This window comes from Yersinia antarctica, from assembly GCF_056636475.1.
On the sequence record NZ_JBSJQF010000001.1, the window covers coordinates 4,377,760 to 4,395,255 of the forward strand.

Below are 17,496 nucleotides of genomic sequence, written 5' to 3' on the forward strand. Positions count from 1 at the left end.
TGAGGCAAGAATAACACCTCTGGTCAGGTGGCCAAATTCACTATGCCACTACAGTGGTGCAGAAATTCGTTTAGTGCCTGGGGGCTTAACCCGAGTCGCACTGGCAGAAGGGTCGTTGGTCGTTAACTCTTCGCAAGGTGGCGGAACCAAGGATACCTGGGTATTGGAGGACGATGCATGCTAAGCCGAACAGCCAGTGAGCTTTATTGGATGGCCCGCTATCTGGAGCGGGCAGAAAACATCACCAGGGTGCTGGATGTCACCAACCGGTTATCGATGATGCCAACCAGCAATCGGGTGAATTTTGATCTACTGGTGCCACTCAGCCTGAGCAACACCCAGACACTGTTTATCGAGCACTATCCGCAGGTCTCGATGACCCACCTGTTGAATTTCTTCGTGCTCGACAGCAACAACCCCAGCAGTATTTTTAGTTGTTTGCAGATGGCGTGGAACAATGCCCATGCAGTACGCGGCAGCTTATCGTCCGAGGTTTGGGAAAGTATCAATGCCACCTGGATTGAGATGAAACAGCTACGCCGCCAAGGTATCAGCGCTACCGGAATTGATGCCTTTTTTGATTGGGTTAAGGAGCGCTCACATCTATTTCGCGGTGCGGTATATGGCACCTTGCTGCGCAGTGATGCACTGTATTTTATTCGATTGGGTACCTTGATTGAACGGGCTGACAGCACCGCGCGCCTATTGGATGTGAAAAACCAATTACTGGATAGCGACGATGACCCGGTACGCGAATACTACCGGATGGACACCTTATTACGCGCCGTCAGTGCTCGGGAGGCATACCACAGTTTATATAAGCAGCAACTGAGTCGGGAGGCGATTGCTGAGTTACTGATTTTACGCAATGAGATCCCGCGTTCGCTGCTGGCTTGCATTAACGATATGGAACAGCAGTTGGCGTTGATTGGTGGCAATCGTAGCAACCAACCTCGGCGGCTGGTCAATATTTTGCTTGCTGAGCTGCGATTTAGCAGCATTACGGATGTGATGGCCGACGGATTACACAGCTATCTGATGGATTTTTTAGGCAAGATCAACGCTATCGCTGACAGCATCCGCCAAACCTATCTGGAGGTCCAATGAGACTGAATGTCGATCACAGCACCCATTACACCTATGCACAACAGGTGCAACACAGCACTCAGTATCTGCGCCTGACCCCACAGGATTCAGCCCACCAGCGCATTTTATCCTGGCAACTGACCTTACCGGAAGAGGCCATTTGTACCACGGATGCCTTTGGTAATGTGCTACATGTACTCACCCTGGATAAGCCTCATCAAGCCATCACCATTCAAGCTCAGGGCGTGGTAGAGATTGCAGACAATGTAGAAGATGACAGCGGCGACCACCTCTCTCCACTGGTCTTTCTTCGCCACAGCCCATTGACTCAGCCAGATGCCGCCATTCGCCAGTTTGCTTCAGGTTATTGTCAGGGTGCTACCCACGCCGATGCGCAATTAGACTGCCTGACGCAAATGATGGGTGAATTGCTGGCAAAAATGCCCTATAGCCCCGGTACCACCACGGTACAGGACAGTGCGGCACAAGCTTTTGCCGCCGAACAAGGGGTCTGTCAGGATCACACCCACGTCTTTCTTGCCTGTTGCCGAAGTTTAAATATTCCGGCACGCTATGTGAGCGGCTATCTTTATACAGAATCCTCCAGTCATGTCGCGACCCACGCATGGGCAGAAGTGTGGCTGAATGGACACTGGCAGAGCTTTGATGTCACCAATAATACCTGTCAACCGAACCAGCATTTAAAACTGGCGGTGGGCATTGATTATCTGGATGCCTGCCCGGTGCGAGGTATTCGCCGTGGTGGTGGCTTTGAAGATATGCAGACCATCGCAGCCGTGCATATGTTATCTAACCCGCGACGCGATATGTCGCAATAAAGCGCGTTGCTGGCAAATAAAATAGCCCTAGTGAGATAGGCTCTAAGGATAATGTGTTATGACCTACTGTGTGGCCATGCGGCTGTCATCCGGGTTAGTGTTTGCCTCTGACTCCCGTACCAATGCCGGGGTGGATCATATTTCCACTTTTCGCAAGTTACACCTGTTTCAGCAAGAGGGTGAACGAACGCTGGTGGTGCAAAGTGCGGGGAATCTGGCAACCACACAGAGTATTGTCAGTTTGCTGCAACGCCGCTGTCTGGACCCGGAACAAACTAACCTGCTGAATGTGCGCTCGATGTATGAGGCCGCAACACTTCTGGGCGAGACGGTGCGCGAGGTGATTAACCGAGACAGCGGTGCGCAGCAAAACAGCGGCGGAACCGATTTTAACTGTAACCTGTTGTTAGGCGGGCAAATTAAAGGTGAAGGACTGCGGCTGTTTCATATTTATCCGCAGGGTAACTTTATTGAAGCCACGCAGGACACGCCCTATTTTCAAATTGGCGAAAGTAAGTACGGCAAACCGATTATTGATCGGGTGTTGAATTACCACACCACGTTGGATCAGGCCATGCAGTGCGCGTTGATCTCGATGGACTCAACCTTGCGCAGTAATTTATCCGTCGGTTTACCGCTAGACGTGATGATCTATTCACTCGATAGTTTCAGTACCGAACAGCAATATCGCATCACCGAAGATCACCCCTACTTTATGATGATCCGTAAGGGCTGGGGCGAGGGGCTAGTGAGTATTTTTGCGCAGTTACCCGCGCTAAAGCTGGGAGAGTGATTTAGTTTTGGTGATGGATAGGCTCTGGTTTCGGTTGATATGCATTCAGTGTTCACCTAACCATTGCGGCCTCCATCCTCGTCGGCAATATTCCTGATTGCGCTCAACGTCAAAAGAGAGTCAGAATCAAAACCATAGCGTTTTGTTTTGAATTGGCCTTTGAAGTTAAAAGCACATTTGAGCTGCCGAGCAAGGAGAGAAGCCACTGATCTGAACTAAATCATTCCCTCACCCAATAAATCCCCTCATATGCCCGCAACACCATCTCCTGCGGCTGGAAAGCACTTTCGCCGTAGCTGCTCATCAACAATTGCCAGTTACCGCCCAGCGCAATCTCCTCTGGCTGCCACTGTTGCGGTTCACCGCTCAGGTTAGCCACCACCAACAACTGTTTACCCTGCCAGTGGCGCAAGTAGCACCACAACTCTGGATGTTGCGGGCAGAGATCACGATAGTCACCAAAAGTGAACACATCATGTTGTTTACGCAGGGCTATCAGATATTGATAGGCATAAAACACCGAGTCAGCATCAGCCAGCGCGCTATCAACATTAATTTCAGCATAGTTACTGCAGGGTTCGATCCATGGGGTTCCCTGACTGAAACCGGCATTACGGCTGCGATCCCATTGCATCGGGGTACGACTATTATCACGGGATTTGGCTGCCAGAATCGCTAATAACTCGTCAGGATCGCGATCTTGTGCACTCAGCTCAGCAAACATATTCAGACTTTCGACATCACGGTATTGATTAATCGAGGTAAAATTAGGATTGGTCATGCCAATCTCTTCGCCTTGGTAGATATATGGCGTACCTTGCATACCATGCAGCACCATTGCCAGCATCTTGGCCGCTGGCACGCGCAGTGCACCTTCGTCACCAAAGCGCGATACAATGCGCGGCTGGTCGTGATTACACCAGAACAACGCGTTCCACGCACGGTTATGCATCCCCTGCTGCCACTGGTTAAATATCTGTTTGAGTTCCACCCGATCCGGCGGCATTAGCGACCATTTGGCCCCATTAAGATAATCCACTTTTAGATGATGGAAATTAAAGGTCATCGACAGCTCATCCCCGCCCAATGCGGCATAACGCTGGCAATGCTCAAGGCGGGTGGACGACATCTCGCCAACTGTCATCAGGCCGCGCGGTTGAAACACATCACGGCTCATTTCTTGTAAAAATTCGTGGATACGGGGGCCATCGGTATAGAAACGGCGGCCATCACCCGCAAAATCATCCGGGAAGTCTTGCTGTTTGGATACCAGATTAATTACATCCAGGCGCAAACCATCCACACCAATATCAGCCCAAAACTCGCACACTTTCTTCAGTTCATCACGTACCGGCTGGTGCTCCCAATTAAGATCCGCCTGCTCGGTAGCGAACAGGTGCAGATAATATTGGCCGCTTTCAGCATGCCATTGCCAGGCATTACCACCAAATTTCGAGCGCCAGTTATTCGGTAAATTATCACCCTCACCATCACGCCAAATATAGAACTGACGGTACGGGCTGTTGCGCTCCGCTGATGCTTTAAACCAGGCATGTTCAGTCGAGGTATGATTGAACACCATATCCATTACGATACGAATACCCCGCTGATGAGCAGCCGCAACCAAAGTTTTGAAATCATCTAAGCTGCCGTAAGCAGGGTCAATGGCACAGTAGTCGGCAACGTCATAGCCGTTATCCACTTGTGGCGAGACATAAACCGGTGTCAACCAGAGGGCATCAACGCCGAGTTTGTGCAGATAATCCAACCTTTGCGTCACGCCAGCCAGGTCACCATAGCCATTACCGGTGCTATCCTGAAAACTCTTCGGGTAAATCTGATAAATGACGCCGTTTTGCCACCAAGGGATAGGATTATTCATAGCAGACTCTTATTCGTAGTAAAAACAGAGAAAATTAAAGAAACAGCTCCGCCACAGGATAACCTTTGGCGGAGGAATACGATTTAGACCGGTAATTCGCCACGACTCTCTTTACGTTTGTAAACCAGTATAGTCAGCACCAATGGCACCACGATCGCCACTAACATTGCCACAGCATAAATCGCCCAGAACTGTGGTTTGATGGATAAAATACCAGGCAGGCCACCGACACCAATACCGTTCGCCATCACCCCAGTCAGACCACAAATGAGGCCCGCCAACGCAGAACCAATCATGGCGCACAACATCGGGAAGCGATATTTGAGGTTGATACCGTACATTGCCGGTTCTGTGACACCCAGATAGGCTGAAATTGCCGCAGGTACCGATATTTCGCGCTCATTGATCTTGCGGCTAATGATAATAATGCCCAATACCGCAGATGCCTGTGCGATGTTAGACAGCGCAATCAGCGGCCATACCGGTGTACCGCCCATGCTCTGAATCATCTGCATATCAATGGCTAACGTGGTCTGATGCACGCCGGTAATGACTAGCGGCGCATACAAGAAGCCAAACAGTGCGGCACCAATCGGCGCGAAGCTGCCTGTCATAACAGCTTTCACTCCCCAGGCCACACCATCACCAATCATGCGACCAAATGGCCCGATAAGCGTATGGGCGAGGAATACCGCCAGCAACAGGGAAACTACCGGCACCACCACCAAATAAAGATAGGCTGGAATGATTTTCTTCAGATTAGTTTCAATCCAACCCAGCGCCAAACCCGCCAAAATTGATGGAATGACCTGTGCCTGATAACCTACTTTCTCAATGGTAAACCAGCCAAAGTTCCAAACTTCGGGGATCTGTTGCCCCAGCAGGTAGGAGTTCATCAGTTGTGGTGATACCAAGGTGATACCCAACACAATCCCCAATACTGGGGTGCCCCCCATTTTCTTCACTGTCGACCAGCAGATAGCCACCGGTAGGTAGAAGAAGATGGCTTCGCCCAGCAACCAGAGAAAGTCGTAAATGGTTTTCCATGCCGGATACATCTGTGCCAGCGTTTTGCCATCAGACATCGGAATATCGCCAATCACATTACGGAAGCCAAGAATCAAGCCTCCGCTGATCAGCGCTGGCAGCAACGGGAAGAAAATCTCGGCAAAGTGAGAAATACCACGTTCAAACCAAGTCATGTTCTGCCGTGCAGCCAGTTTGGTCTGCTCTTTATCCACTTCATTCAGGCCAATTTTAGCAATCAGCGCTTGATAGTAATCGTCAACTTCAGGCCCGATAACCACTTGAAATTGCCCGGCATTAGTAAAGCAACCTTTAACCATCGACAGATTTTCAATTTCTTTAGGTGAAGCTTTAGAGGGGTCATTCAACACAAAGCGTAGCCGGGTAATGCAGTGGCTGACGGTGGCAATATTATCTCTGCCTCCCACCAGTACGATCAATTGATCGATATCTTGTTGTTTTACTTTGCTCATTTCAACGTACCTTTCGTAAAGGTGAGATAACGTGCGACTTATTCGTTTTTCTTAATAAAAGCAGTAGGGTCAGTCTTAAAGAAAAAATACATCGATAGCCTGTTAAATATACAGCTCATTAAAGATTAGCTATGTATTGATTTTTATGGAATGGGAACGTTCCCAACTTGCGTTAGAGATCACAATTTGACAACTTTTTATGATGTTATTGGCCGTAAACCATGGGTTCGCCCATCACGCACTCCCACCACACAGGGTGGGATTTCAGATAGCATCACGTCGAGAAAAGAAGAATCAGGCCAGTTGACCAGGAATGATAATTTGTTGAATTGATTGACTATGATTAAGTTGATCAAGTAATTGTTGGGCGGCTTTCACTCCTGCGGTGCCATAACCCAGCTCGACTGACAGGGTATTTGGGAACAAAAAGTGCAACAGCGGTGTATTACCAATGCCGCAGACCTGAATGTGTTGCAGGCTCTGCTGTTGTAAATACTTACTCACCCCCATAGCGATAGTGTCAGAGGCACACACCAGCGCCGAGGTATCGGGTTTTATCACCTGAGGTGCGAGCTGGAAGCCACTTTGATAACTCAGTTCACCCAGTGCAACTGTCGGTAGCAGGCCATGTTGTTGGCTGTAATCAAGATAAGATTGATGACGACGCATACCGGTAGTGGCATCCGACGGCTGCACGCCAATATAGCTAATATGCCGATGCCCCGCGTGACGTAATTTATCCATTAACAAGCGCACTGCCCCGTCGTCGTCGTAGCATACGGAAGAAAAACCCGCATACTCGCGCGCCAGCACCACCATTCGTTCCTGCCATGGCGAGAGCATTTCTGCGGTTAACCCAGTGAAACCAAACAAAATGACGCCATCTACATGGCGCTGTTGCAACACATGTAAATGTTCACTGACTAATTCAGGATCAAACTGGCTCTCCATCAGGATAGGGTCATAACCTTGCTGATAGAACAGTGGCAGCATCGTGCGCACCGCCTGATTTTCAGATGGCGAATCCAGACGCGAGACAATAATACCCACAACTTTATCACTCTGCCCCCGCATGGCTCGGGCTGATTTGGACGGGGTAAATCCCTGCTGACGGATGACAGCTTCCACTCGTTCACGAGTTTGTGGACTGACGCTACCTTCGTTATTCAATACCCGTGAAACCGTGGATTTTCCAACTCCACTCATGCGGGCAATGTCCTTTATGGTCAAACGGTTTTGCATGGTTTACCTAATGTTTAGGTTTGGAAACATATAATAAACTGATTATTTATATTACCGAAGTTGTGGGAAGTCTAGCATGCGCAGAATCAGACTCAGCGCATGATATCCCAATGACTCGCAGCATATTACTGCCCTAACGGCATATCTTACCGTCGGGGTGGTCTTTGGCGTGGCGAGAACAGTGATGCGGTTTAATGTCTGTTTAGCTGTTAGACAGCCGCTAACAATCTTTAAATAAAACCGGAGGTTAATTACCCAGTGGACCCTGTTCCCTCGACCTACACCTTTTGGTGTGTCCGGTAAGGTAATTCCCCATTCAGGGTGGCTGCTTTATCGGATAACAATCTGATAAGCGGTCACTACGCACGTCCTTGCGTTAGTTTCTGCTGATGATGTTTTTGCTCTCTCTACGGCAGATTTGCCGTGGGCGCAACATAAAGACCGTCCGACAAACGGCTTTGTGACATGACAGTAAGGCTCAAACCATGCAAGTTAAAAATTTCACCCGGCAGTTGCTCAATGTGTTGAGCCGTAACCTGCCTCGCCGCCTAATTCGCCGGGAAACCATGTTAGATGGCTTGCCGCAGGGAAGTGCGACAAAAGATTTGCCCGCAGCGCTGACTCAACAACGTTTGCAGTGCGCGAATGAAACGCCACCACAACTTTATCTGCGTTTTCAGAGCCACCCCGAAGGGTTAACGGAACAAGAAGCAGCAGCCATTCGCCTGCAAAATGGCAGTAATCTCATTGAAAATCAGCAAGCTACCAGTTGGTGGGTCCACTTATGGCACTGCTATCGCAACCCGTTTAACTTGCTGCTCACCATTCTGGCTCTGATTTCCTACGCCACCGAAGACCTCACCGCCGCATTGGTGATTGGTGCCATGGTGTTAATTTCCACCCTGATGCATTTTATCCAGGAAGCACGTTCTAACCGCGCTGCGGATGCTTTAAAAGCCATGGTCAGCAATACCGCAACCGTGGTGCGCAGTGATGCCCATACGGGCAAGAGCGAGCATCGCGAACTACCGATCTCTCAGTTAGTGCCTGGCGATATCATCAAACTATCTGCGGGCGATATGATCCCGGCGGATTTACGTATTCTGGTGGCCAAAGATCTGTTTATCAGTCAGGCCGCCTTAACCGGTGAGTCACTGCCGGTTGAGAAAGTGGCGCAATGCCGTGAGTGTGAGGAACAAAATCCACTCGAACGAGACACGCTGTGCTTTATGGGCACCAATGTCGTTAGCGGTTCGGCACTGGCTATCGTGGTGGGCACCGGTAACCAAACCTATTTCGGTCTGCTGGCAGAGCGTGTAACGCATCAGGATGAGCAACCTAATGCCTTCCAGAGTGGCATCAGTAAAGTCAGTTGGTTGCTGATTCGCTTTATGTTAGTCATGACACCTATCGTGTTGTTGATAAACGGTTTTACCAAAGGTGACTGGTGGGAAGCCGCGCTGTTCGCGCTCTCGGTTGCTGTGGGTTTAACCCCGGAAATGCTGCCGATGATCGTCACGTCGACGTTGGCAAAAGGGGCGGTGAAACTGTCCAGGCAGAAAGTGATCGTCAAGCGCTTAGATGCTATTCAGAACTTTGGCGCGATGGATATTCTGTGTACCGATAAGACCGGCACCCTGACGCAAGATAAAATTGTGTTGGAAAGCCACACCGATGTGTTTGGGGCCAATTGTGAGCGGGTGCTGCACTACGCCTGGCTCAACAGTTATTACCAAACGGGATTGAAAAATCTGCTGGATGTCGCGGTGTTATCTTCCATGGTTGAGTCAAAAGACTCAGAATCTCGGGCAGCCGATACGCTGGCGGGTTACCGCAAAATCGATGAAATCCCATTCGATTTTGAACGCCGTCGCATGTCAGTGGTAGTCAGCGATAAAGCGGATTATCACGAACTTATCTGTAAAGGCGCGCTGGAAGAGATGTTGTCCATTTGCCGTCATGTCCGCCAAGGGAGTGAAATTATCCCATTGACCGACGCGCTGTTGGCAAGCATCCGCCGCATTACCGATGAACAGAACCAGCAAGGACTGCGAGTGGTGGCGGTTGCCACCCGTATCATGCCAGCTTATCAGCAGGATTATGCTGTTATTGATGAATATGACCTGATCTTGGAAGGGTATATCGCCTTTCTCGATCCGCCGAAAGAGAGCACAGCGCCGGCGCTGCTGGCACTAAAACGCAATGGCGTTAACGTTAAAATTCTTACCGGTGACAACGAGTTAGTTGCGCGTAAGGTATGTAAAGATGTTGGATTATCTGTCGAGCATGTCTTGCGTGGCAGTGATATCGAACAGATGACGGAGACACAACTGACGGAGGCCACCCGCACCACCACGGTGTTCGCCAAGCTGACACCAATACACAAAGAACGTATCGTACAGAACCTGCGTAATGCCGGTCATGTGGTCGGTTTTATGGGGGATGGCATCAATGATGCACCGGCACTGCGTGCTGCTGATATTGGGATCTCGGTGGATTCAGCAGTAGATATTGCTAAAGAAGCCGCCGATATCATCTTGTTGGAAAAGAGCCTGATGGTGCTGGAGCAAGGGGTAATTGAAGGCCGCCGCACATTTGCCAACATGCTGAAATACATCAAGATGACTGCCAGCTCTAACTTTGGTAACGTCTTCAGCGTCCTGATTGCTAGCGCATTTTTGCCCTTCCTACCCATGCTGCCACTCCATCTGTTAATCCAGAATCTGCTGTACGATATTTCGCAGATTGCTATTCCATTCGATAACGTTGATGAAGAGCAACTGGCAAAGCCACAACGCTGGAACGCCGGCGATTTGGGGCGATTTATGGTGTTCTTTGGTCCGATAAGTTCTATTTTTGACGTACTGACTTTTTGCCTGATGTGGTGGGTATTTAAAGCCAATACACCAGAAATGCAGACGTTGTTCCAATCCGGTTGGTTTGTTGAAGGGCTGCTATCCCAGACCTTAATTGTGCATATGATCCGTACCCGTAAAATTCCCTTCATCCAGAGCCGCGCCTCTTGGCCGCTATGTCTAATGACACTGGCGGTGGTGGTCATTGGTATCGGGCTAACCTTCTCTCCACTGGCTGGATTCCTGCAATTGCAAGCGCTGCCACTCTCTTACTTCCCGTGGCTGATGGTGATCTTAACCGGCTATATGGTGACAACGCAGTTAGTGAAAGGGTGGTTTGTGAGGAGATATGGCTGGCAGTGATTTGATTATTAACCGCGTGAGTGTTGCGCCATCCACGGTGCAGCGGCTTGTCTCCTGTCACTCCGCGGTTTCACCGGAAATGGCGGTGAAACTGACGGCAGTTCTGGGAAGCACTCCGGCAATGTGGCTCCGCCTCCAGGCGGCTTACGATCTAGGGAAAGCAGAAGAGAGCATCGATATTTCAAATCTGACTAAATTGTACAAACCAGAACCCGTATCACTACATAGCTGATACGCTCCAACGCCCCTCGGTTTTTCAACGGCTGTCTACCACTCACGGATAGCCTTTTCTATTCCATCGCTAGAAATTTGCTTTGGCATAACTCAAATTCGACTCAAACAATCAATCGCTATCGCCTTGAAGCTATCAAAATGCTGACTGCTCAATAAACGGCTCATTGAACGCTCTCGCACAAAAGTAACGAACAAGTCGTAAATCGCCATCGCTTCTTCATAGTCAGTTTTACTGATAGCTAACAGGAAAATGACATGGGCTACCTCACCATCACCCCAGGCAATGCCATTGGGAGCCAACAGGGTAACCACCACGGTCTTTTTGGCTAACAGGCCGAGTGAGTGTGGCAGTGCAATCCCCTCCCCCAGCATAGTGGAGACAATCGCCTCACGCTCCACCACCGATGGGTAAAAGTCCGCATCAACGAACCCTTCCTCTTCCAACTGACTGCACACTTTTTTAAATAACTGCTCTTGTGTCATCGGCTGGTCGATAATCATAAAATGATTACTGTCGAAAAACTTTTCCAACATATAAGGGCGAGTGCGATCCACTAGCACCAACTTACCCAGTTGTTCTAACTGATATTCAGTCGGAAACGGTGACATTACTACCACCGGCTTATTCTTTTCCGCCAGACGTGAATTAGAAATAATAAAATCTTCGTCGATATGGTCGAGATTTTCGTAATCACGCAGGGAAATGGTTTGTGTCATCACGATCTGCGGATACTTACGAGCAATCTGTGCCTGAATCATTCGGGTAGTGGAGTTACCGGTATCACACACCAACATCACCTGTGGGTGACGTTGATAACCAATATTGTAATGGCGTTCCAACCCAACACCGATGTGCAGTACCAGATAGCCTATCTCATTCTCACTCAAGCTATAAGGCGTATATTTGCCCCAACTGGATACCGCCGCCAGTGTTACGTCATAAGCCATCGGATAGTGCTGTTTAATATTGGATAACAATGGATTAGGGATAGTTATTTGATACTTCACCCGCGTAATCATGGTCTTGATATGGGTGAGTAAATCAATTCGTAACTGCTTATCGCCCTGCAAATTGTAGTTATAGTGGGCGTTGATATAAGAGAGGATGTAATCCACCAATGTCTCTTCATCATCGGCGTTGATTTCACTGGGGCGACTGGTACCAGGCTGACTGACTTGCACTCGGCGGGCGGCAATATTGACCCGCAAATACGCTTCTTCTGCTGCCGAAATGTCTTTGCCCGATAATAGTTTCAACTCATTTGCCAAACGGCCGGAGGCGAGTTTGACCGCCTCATCCACATCTTCGGCATCAAAATCTGATAACGGATAACCGTCGGCGATGCGTTTTATCGCCACAGCACAGTAGAAAATAAGGTAGTGCTCACCCTCATCAGTTAGCCGTACCGCATATTGCGCCAATAGCTCATGCAGCAATCCCGTTAATTCGGGGATAGTCTGAATGTTAAGAAACTCATTTTTTAATAATGGGTTATCAGCATCTTGCAGATGTAGCTGAAACAAAAGGTCGGTCAAACACGTGCGGACAGCCAACTCGGCACCAAACAATTTCATGCCGTAGCGTGGCTTGGTTTCAATCGTCAGATGGTATCGGTTTAGCCTTTCTCTCACCTCAGCCATATCATTTTGCAATGTGCCACGGCTAACGAACCATTCATCAGCTAAATCTTCCAGCTTCAATGAAAAAGCAGAGGTCAGAAAACGGATTAACAGGTAATGCACTCGCTCATTGGCAGTTCGCGGGGTTAGGTGCATTTTGCGGTTTTGCTGCTGTAGAGCACGAAAGCGTTCAGCATCATCGATCATCAATCGGTAGCCAAAGCCACGGTTATGGATAAAGTGCGCACCATAATGTTCAAGGATCTCATTCAACGCCGTAATATCTGCCCGCACGGTACGTGTCGAAACCGCAAAACGTTTCGCCAGCTCATCCTGAGGCAGCGTTTCCGATTGCAATGCATCGAACATGTAGGCCAGACGTTGATAGGGAAATCTCACTGCTCCACTCCGTTATTCAGGGTGTATGGGCATCCCCCCGCCACCATGGCCAGAGGGGGAGCGTTATCTCACACGGCAACACAGGCCTTCACCGCTAGTGATTTTATATAAGGTAAATCAAATAATTACGGTACTATTTTTTTCACGATAGCTAATAAGGTTCGCACATCTTCTGGGCGAGTATTGCCCGTTTTGCTGTCGATTATCGAACTGTAGATATGCGGGATAATTTTCGTTACCCCAGCATCCAGTGCAATTTGTACGATTTGTTCAAAATTATCCAGACTGATGCCGCCGGTGGGTTCCAACCAGAAGCCGGTAGCAGCACAAGCCTCAGCCACAAAACGGTACTCATCGATAGAGTCCAGCCCGTTCATTGGGAAAAACTTTAGCGAACTGCCGCCCATATCTTTCAACATAGCAATGGCGGTGGTCACTGGAACAATCGCTTCCTTTTGCTGTGAACTGAGTGGCCCGGTGGAGATATTTACGTAACCCACTTTGCCGGTCGGCGAAATCAAGCCATTCACCACAGTATCATGCTGCCCCAATAAAGCACGACTTGGGCCAACACCAGTAAATACCTGATTCACATGTTGCGGTTGCACCTGCTGTGAAATCTGGCTGACCATTGTTGATTGCTTCGGATCCCCCGCGCCCAACCCTACCGACAGGGCATTATCGATAAGAGCTGCGTATTCGCGCATATCTTTGACTGCGCTGTCGACATCAGAATAGTTCTTCGATAGCACCCCCACCAGGACATGGCCTTCAGCGGCTTGATAAATCTCGCGTGCATTCTCTTTTGAACCGGCTAACACATTCAGGCACACCCGGTCACGGTAATAATTCGGGGTCAGTTTCATTGGTCAGGCTCCCTTAGCCAGGCGGTTAATGCAGGTATAAATTATCTCGAGTTGTGATGGCGTGACACTGCGCACATCCACTTCAATTTTGCCTTCATTAGCTTTATAGGCGCGGAAGTAGATAGCAATATCGCCATTTTTCAGCGCATCCACCAGATCCGGTGTCGAGCGCCCCATTTTAGCTTCATCAAAACTGATTTCAGTACGGGCAATATCACGCCCGGCAGCATCCCAAACCACTTTCGCAGACACGCCGTCAATGGTATTTAACTGACTGATAAATGGTGTCATTTTTTCTACCATTTGCTGGCCGGTCTCTTTTTCCAGCGTCATATAGCTTTCAATAGCACGGGTCAGGCCGAGAATACCCTCTTTACCCACTTTCATCGCCCGGCCAATACCACTTGATTGCAACTTCACCCAATCAATATAGGTTTTCTTGCCTAACACCAGCCCGCTGGTTGGCCCTTCAATAGCTTTGGCACCGCTGTAAATCACCAAATCTGCACCCATCTGGTAATAACATTGCAAGTCTTCTTCTGCGGCCGCATCAACAATTAATGGCAATTGATGCTTGCGCGCAATCACTACCGCTTGCTCAACGGATAGAATGCTTTTTTGCACACAATGGTGGGATTTTATATACAAGATCGCCGCAGTATTTGGCGTGATCGCCGCTTCCAACTGTTCCGGTAAACATTCGTTGGCATAACCGGCTTCCACCACTTTGCCTCCCCCCAGCGTCACCATGGTATCGACCGGCGCACCGAAGTTAACGTTATGGCCCTTCGGCAGAACAATTTCGTGTGGCACTGCGCGCGGGGCAGCATGTAGATTAACCAGTAAATTGGCATCATCTTTCACGATCACCGCAGCGACCGACTGAGCAATACCGGCAGAAGCACAGGAGACAACCACCGCGCTCTCAACATTCAGCAAATCAGCAATGTAAGCACCGGTCTTATTGACCAAATCTTTCATTTCGAAGTAATGGTTTAGGCCCAAATCTACCGCCTCAACCACATCCTGCCGTGGCGTTGAAACGCCCAACATCGTCATGCGACCAGAAGCATTAATTACATGTTTTAACTGGTATTTTTCATAGACTGAAGACATCTTTTGACTTCCCTTCGTCAGTTAATACTACGTCACCAGCAACGACCGCCGCCAGTGGCACCAGATATGTCTCACCGGTAACCGATTTACCTTCTGAATCACTGAATAGCTGAGGTTGCTGTTTCAGCTCAAAAATCGTCAGGTCAGCGTCATAGCCCGTTGCCAGCATCCCTTTGTGAGTCAAATGCAGGGCTTGCGCGGCATTTTCTGTCACACAAGCAATAACCTGTTTAAGGCTCAAACCGAGGGTGAAAAATTTGGACATCACCGTCGCCAGGCTGTGCACTGGCCCATTAATACGGTTGCGACAATAGATGTCGGAGCTGATGGTGTGCGGGTAAATACCTTGCTTGATGGCCAGTTCGGCAACATCAAAGCTGAAACTGGCACTGCCATGCCCAACATCCAGTAATACACCGCGTTTCAATGCACGTTGGATAGAATCACGCAAGGTCCCGGCAGGGGTCAGAATACGATTGGGCTTACCGTTATAGCAGTGAGTAATAATATCGCCTTGCGTTAACAAGTCGGCAATCTCATCCAAGTCCGGCGGGTTATTGCCAATATGTACCATCAAGGGTAGCTGATTATTTTCTTGTTGAATCTCTTTGGCTCGCACCAACGGTTTAATGCCGTTTTTACCGACCACGCTGCTGCTCATGCGGGCTTTAATACCGATAATAAAATCAGGATTACGGGCAATAGCCTGACTGACACTTTGCTTATCAATCTGCGTCATATCCGCTAATTCGTTTTGCGTCACGATGCCGGTTTTCGCAATATTCAGAAAAGCATAAACATGGGTTTTGGCGGTACGGGTTAGGCGGTAAAAATCATCCACATCATTGGCACCAGTGCTGCCGGCATCCACCACCGTCGTCACGCCACTGGCGACTCCGACCAAATCAGCTTCGTCATGATAAATAGGAGATGCGGGGTAACAATGCACATGGGAATCAATCCAGCCAGCACTGATGTAATATTTCCCGGCCAAATCCAACATTTTTTTAGCGCAAGAAACTGAAGGCTCGGCTTGATTATTATCTTCAGTGGTAATAGCCGCATCGACGGCCACAATTTTTCCATCATTAATTACGATATTAACCTGACGGCCGTCAACTAATAGTGCGCGTGTGATAATAAAGTCATACATTATCTTTATTCTCCATTATGTCCTTCTTACTTGACGTTGCAGCAGTGTTAGCAGGGTAAATATCCGGTAATTTGAATATTTACCCCTGACATCATGAAATAGCTACTGGGAAAATAGACCCTAAAATCATGGCACCCAAAATCGCCCCGCCAGTAATTGGTTTATTCCACAGATAAAACAGTAAAGCGCCACCTAAAGAACCAATCCCAATTGGAATTGATGCTGTTATGGCTGACAGGATAATCAATGGCCCGAGGAAACGGCCAGAGGAGTTACCGGCCCCCATCATAACGTCGGCACCATAAGTAGAATTACTTTGGTTAATCGTAAATTTACGCGCCAAAATAATCAGATAGCCGATAGCTAAACCAATAATCAGGCCGGTTACCAGTGAGGCGGCAAAATTATCCACCGGGAAGACAAATCCGACGCCCAGTAATAATGCTGGCACACCCAGACCAACACCGGTTTGAATCGCGCCACCAATATCTAAAATACCGACAAGCGAACCTTCAATAATACGGGCGAATAAGAAGCTGGCACCAAATGCCGCCACCGCACCATAAACACCGGTATCCATACCAGCACGTAGCATTGAAACAAATGCCACTTCGTTAAATGCACCGATACCATATAAATAATACATATGAGTACCCGCAAATACGCCGGAGGATAATAATCCTACAAAGATCGGAAATGACCAGTCGGCATACCAGAAATTATTCTTGGTTTGTTCATCCATCATCAAGCTCCTCTCGTTGTATTATTTTCCGCTCAATGCGTTATGAATGGTATCGAGCCAAACCGGCGCGCTCAGGCTAAATGACTCCAGGAATTTCAGATCGAATCCGCGGAAGAAACCACTGAGCACAAATAACAGAACAATCACTGTCATCATGATCTTAGTCACTTTATTCCAGCCGCTTTCCTCAACACCTTTACCAATTAAAATACCCAACACTAGACCAGGTACAGCGTTACCCATAATTAGCTGAGCCAACCCGCCAAAAATAGTGGCCCAGAAACCAGAGCGACGCCCGGCATCAATAGCCGCCAGCCAGAAAATAACCGGCATCACGGTGTTAACCAGAATATTTGCTGCTGGTACCAATACTTTAATGGCCGTAACCTGTAATGCTGCTGGTACCGCAGAAGCAGTGGTGTTTAGGAAACTGACAACAATAACCCCGATAATCCCGCAGGCAATTGCCATCTTTTTCGGGTTATGCATGGTTTCCGCTACATTACGATTTTTAATCATTAATGCGGCGACACCCCAGTTAGGAATGATGCGGTGGTCGACGTCCTGAGTAAAGGCACCTGCTGCCACCGAAGAGGCCCAGGCGTTGAAGAAGAAACCTAATCCAAAGGAGAAGTGCGATGCAGGATCTCCCTCGCATGAGTTCAGTTCGCCCAGGGTACGAAATGCCCCCATCCCCTGTATTGTCGGTGCATGAAACATACGGGCGGCCCCAACACCTACCCCCACACCGACCAGTCCGCCGATAATAATCGACTTAAAAAGAATGATTAGAAACATCAGTATATC

14 protein-coding genes and 1 pseudogene are annotated in these 17,496 nt (G+C 48.8%); 6 read left to right on the plus strand and 9 right to left on the minus strand.

Annotated elements, in window-relative coordinates; genetic code table 11:
* Positions 1–52: 52 nt before the first annotated feature.
* The 4 genes and pseudogenes from ACWJJO_RS20270 to ACWJJO_RS20285 form a co-directional block, all read left to right on the plus strand.
* Positions 53–184, plus strand: a pseudogene (locus ACWJJO_RS20270) (hypothetical protein); the annotation flags it as partial.
* Positions 178–1,107, plus strand: a complete 930-nt coding sequence (locus ACWJJO_RS20275; RefSeq protein WP_083162250.1) for an alpha-E domain-containing protein — start codon at positions 178–180, stop codon at positions 1,105–1,107. The pseudogene ACWJJO_RS20270 and the gene ACWJJO_RS20275, both read left to right, overlap by 7 nt.
* Positions 1,104–1,925 (plus strand): transglutaminase family protein, encoded by an 822-nt coding sequence (locus tag ACWJJO_RS20280; RefSeq protein ID WP_372560426.1) that lies wholly within the window; start codon positions 1,104–1,106, stop codon positions 1,923–1,925. Before ACWJJO_RS20275 ends, ACWJJO_RS20280 begins: the two co-directional genes overlap by 4 nt.
* Before the next feature lie 58 nt (positions 1,926–1,983).
* On the plus strand, positions 1,984–2,718 hold the full coding sequence (locus tag ACWJJO_RS20285; protein WP_083162246.1) for a proteasome-type protease: 735 nt from the start codon (positions 1,984–1,986) through the stop codon (positions 2,716–2,718).
* 220 nt (positions 2,719–2,938) lie between these two features.
* Here ACWJJO_RS20285 and treC read toward each other — a convergent pair whose 3' ends face one another.
* The 3 genes from treC to treR form a co-directional block, all read right to left on the minus strand.
* Complete coding sequence (gene treC / locus ACWJJO_RS20290; RefSeq protein WP_481091463.1) at positions 2,939–4,600, minus strand: alpha,alpha-phosphotrehalase; 1,662 nt, start codon at positions 4,598–4,600, stop codon at positions 2,939–2,941.
* Positions 4,601–4,683: 83 nt separating this feature from the next.
* Positions 4,684–6,099 carry a PTS trehalose transporter subunit IIBC gene (gene treB, locus ACWJJO_RS20295; RefSeq protein ID WP_083162242.1) on the minus strand — a complete coding sequence of 472 codons (1,416 nt, stop codon included), beginning with the start codon at positions 6,097–6,099 and terminating at the stop codon, positions 4,684–4,686.
* Positions 6,100–6,393: 294 nt separating this feature from the next.
* Positions 6,394–7,341, minus strand: coding sequence for a trehalose operon repressor TreR (gene treR / locus ACWJJO_RS20300; RefSeq protein WP_083162240.1), 948 nt, complete (start codon positions 7,339–7,341; stop codon positions 6,394–6,396).
* 485 nt (positions 7,342–7,826) lie between these two features.
* Between treR and mgtA the strand changes: the two genes are divergently transcribed.
* Both mgtA and ACWJJO_RS20310 read left to right on the plus strand, forming a co-directional pair.
* A complete protein-coding gene (gene mgtA / locus ACWJJO_RS20305) occupies positions 7,827–10,559 on the plus strand; it encodes a magnesium-translocating P-type ATPase (protein ID WP_481091464.1) in 2,733 nt (910 codons plus the stop codon).
* Positions 10,546–10,791 carry a HigA family addiction module antitoxin gene (locus ACWJJO_RS20310; protein WP_372569700.1) on the plus strand — a complete coding sequence of 82 codons (246 nt, stop codon included), beginning with the start codon at positions 10,546–10,548 and terminating at the stop codon, positions 10,789–10,791. The genes mgtA and ACWJJO_RS20310 overlap by 14 nt, the downstream gene beginning before the upstream one ends.
* A 92-nt stretch (positions 10,792–10,883) precedes the next feature.
* On the opposite strand, the gene ACWJJO_RS20315 is transcribed toward ACWJJO_RS20310, so the two are convergent.
* From ACWJJO_RS20315 to ACWJJO_RS20340, 6 genes are all read right to left on the minus strand, one after another.
* A complete protein-coding gene (locus ACWJJO_RS20315) occupies positions 10,884–12,812 on the minus strand; it encodes a BglG family transcription antiterminator (RefSeq protein ID WP_372569701.1) in 1,929 nt (642 codons plus the stop codon).
* 125 nt (positions 12,813–12,937) lie between these two features.
* A complete protein-coding gene (gene dagF, locus ACWJJO_RS20320) occupies positions 12,938–13,678 on the minus strand; it encodes a 2-dehydro-3-deoxy-phosphogluconate aldolase (RefSeq protein WP_420072715.1) in 741 nt (246 codons plus the stop codon).
* Between the two features lie 3 nt (positions 13,679–13,681).
* The gene (locus tag ACWJJO_RS20325) at positions 13,682–14,794 is read right to left on the minus strand and encodes a DgaE family pyridoxal phosphate-dependent ammonia lyase (protein ID WP_083162230.1); all 1,113 of its coding nucleotides are present in this window, start codon (positions 14,792–14,794) and stop codon (positions 13,682–13,684) included.
* Positions 14,778–15,947, minus strand: a complete 1,170-nt coding sequence (locus ACWJJO_RS20330; protein ID WP_372569704.1) for an amidohydrolase/deacetylase family metallohydrolase — start codon at positions 15,945–15,947, stop codon at positions 14,778–14,780. The genes ACWJJO_RS20325 and ACWJJO_RS20330 overlap by 17 nt, the downstream gene beginning before the upstream one ends.
* Positions 15,948–16,038: 91 nt before the next feature.
* Positions 16,039–16,689: a DUF4310 family protein gene (locus ACWJJO_RS20335; protein ID WP_481091614.1), complete on the minus strand. Its 651-nt coding sequence runs from the start codon at positions 16,687–16,689 to the stop codon at positions 16,039–16,041.
* A 21-nt stretch (positions 16,690–16,710) separates the two neighbouring features.
* The gene (locus ACWJJO_RS20340) at positions 16,711–17,487 is read right to left on the minus strand and encodes a DUF4311 domain-containing protein (RefSeq protein WP_481091465.1); all 777 of its coding nucleotides are present in this window, start codon (positions 17,485–17,487) and stop codon (positions 16,711–16,713) included.
* Positions 17,488–17,496 lie beyond the last annotated feature (9 nt).